The sequence below is a fragment of the Nostoc sp. T09 genome, assembly GCF_002154695.1.
Classification (GTDB): Bacteria; Cyanobacteriota; Cyanobacteriia; order Cyanobacteriales; family Nostocaceae; genus Aulosira.
Genome location: NZ_MTAV01000222.1, coordinates 1 through 1131, shown reverse-complemented (window position 1 = coordinate 1131; position 1131 = coordinate 1). Strand labels below are relative to the sequence as shown.

Annotated in this window: 1 protein-coding gene; it reads left to right on the top strand. The window is 34.6% G+C overall.

Going from position 1 to position 1131, the window contains the following annotated elements; translation table 11 throughout:
• Positions 1–431: 431 nt before the first annotated feature.
• Positions 432–908: a Spy/CpxP family protein refolding chaperone gene (locus BV372_RS32920; protein ID WP_086691456.1), complete on the top strand. Its 477-nt coding sequence runs from the start codon at positions 432–434 to the stop codon at positions 906–908.
• The last annotated feature ends 223 nt before the right edge of the window (positions 909–1131 follow it).

The following is a 1131-nucleotide window of genomic DNA, read 5'->3' as shown; positions in this document are numbered from 1 at the left end:
ATGCAATACATATGTACTGAAATTTAGCGATCGCCTGTGCCAGTTGCGTAAGTCCTGATATAAAACAAATCTTATTAATACATCTTCTAGAAGTGATTGCAGTTAAATTTTGTGCAAAAAGTCATGGAGCTATTTATGACTATAGTCATAAATATTTTTTAGGAAAATAAGCGTTAATAGTAACTTGAGTGCAGCATTTGCGTGGAAAAGTTTTAGTGAGCAAAAAATATCAACGTATAACACTTATATTTTCTCTAATAAAATTCAAGATGTTATGTTAGCCGATACGAAGTTACTACCTCAGGATGAGCGTAAAGATAGCTAGCAATATTGCTGTTTGACACCAAACAAATTACAAACATTTTCCACTTTATTAAGTAACTCAAAGTTGCTTTAATTTGGCTTATTCTATTTTGCTAGGAGATATATTCATGAATTATAAATTTAATTTCAAACTGATATTAGGTGCTGCTGCTATCGCAATTCTGACTGCGGGTTGCCAATTATCTTCACCTAGTGGATCAGCTACTCCAAATAACTCTACCCAAAAGGCTACAAATTCTTCTGTAAAAACAACAGGGATAGCTACTGCGTCAGATAGAATACCAGATCTCAATTTAACCGATACACAAAAGGCAAAAGCAAAACAGATAGGAGAACAAACCCAAGCGAAAATACTTGCTCTTTTAACTTCTGATCAACAAGAAAAATTTAAAGCTGCAATTCAGAGTCAGCAAGAATCGCCAATGAGAGTACTGCGATCGCTCAATTTATCAGCAGAGCAAAAACAACAAATTCGCGAAATTCAACGCAATCAAAGGCAAGAATTTCAAGCAATTCTTACCCCAGAACAGCAAGCCAAAATGAAACAACATCGTGAATCTCGGGGTCAACGCTCATCAAATTAATTATCAGATAATTGTGGAATTTCTTAAAATAATAGGCTTTTATCTCACTTTTTATAAATGTGGGATGAGCTTAACATAGGGTGCATCCACTTTCGGCAAATAGCCCCTCATACCAATTCACGAAAATCCAGAGACACATAAATTTTTCGTAGGGGTTTAGCAATGCTCATTGGTGTCAACTTAAGCAAAAAGTAAGCAAAAGATGTAATCTAAGAACATTAAT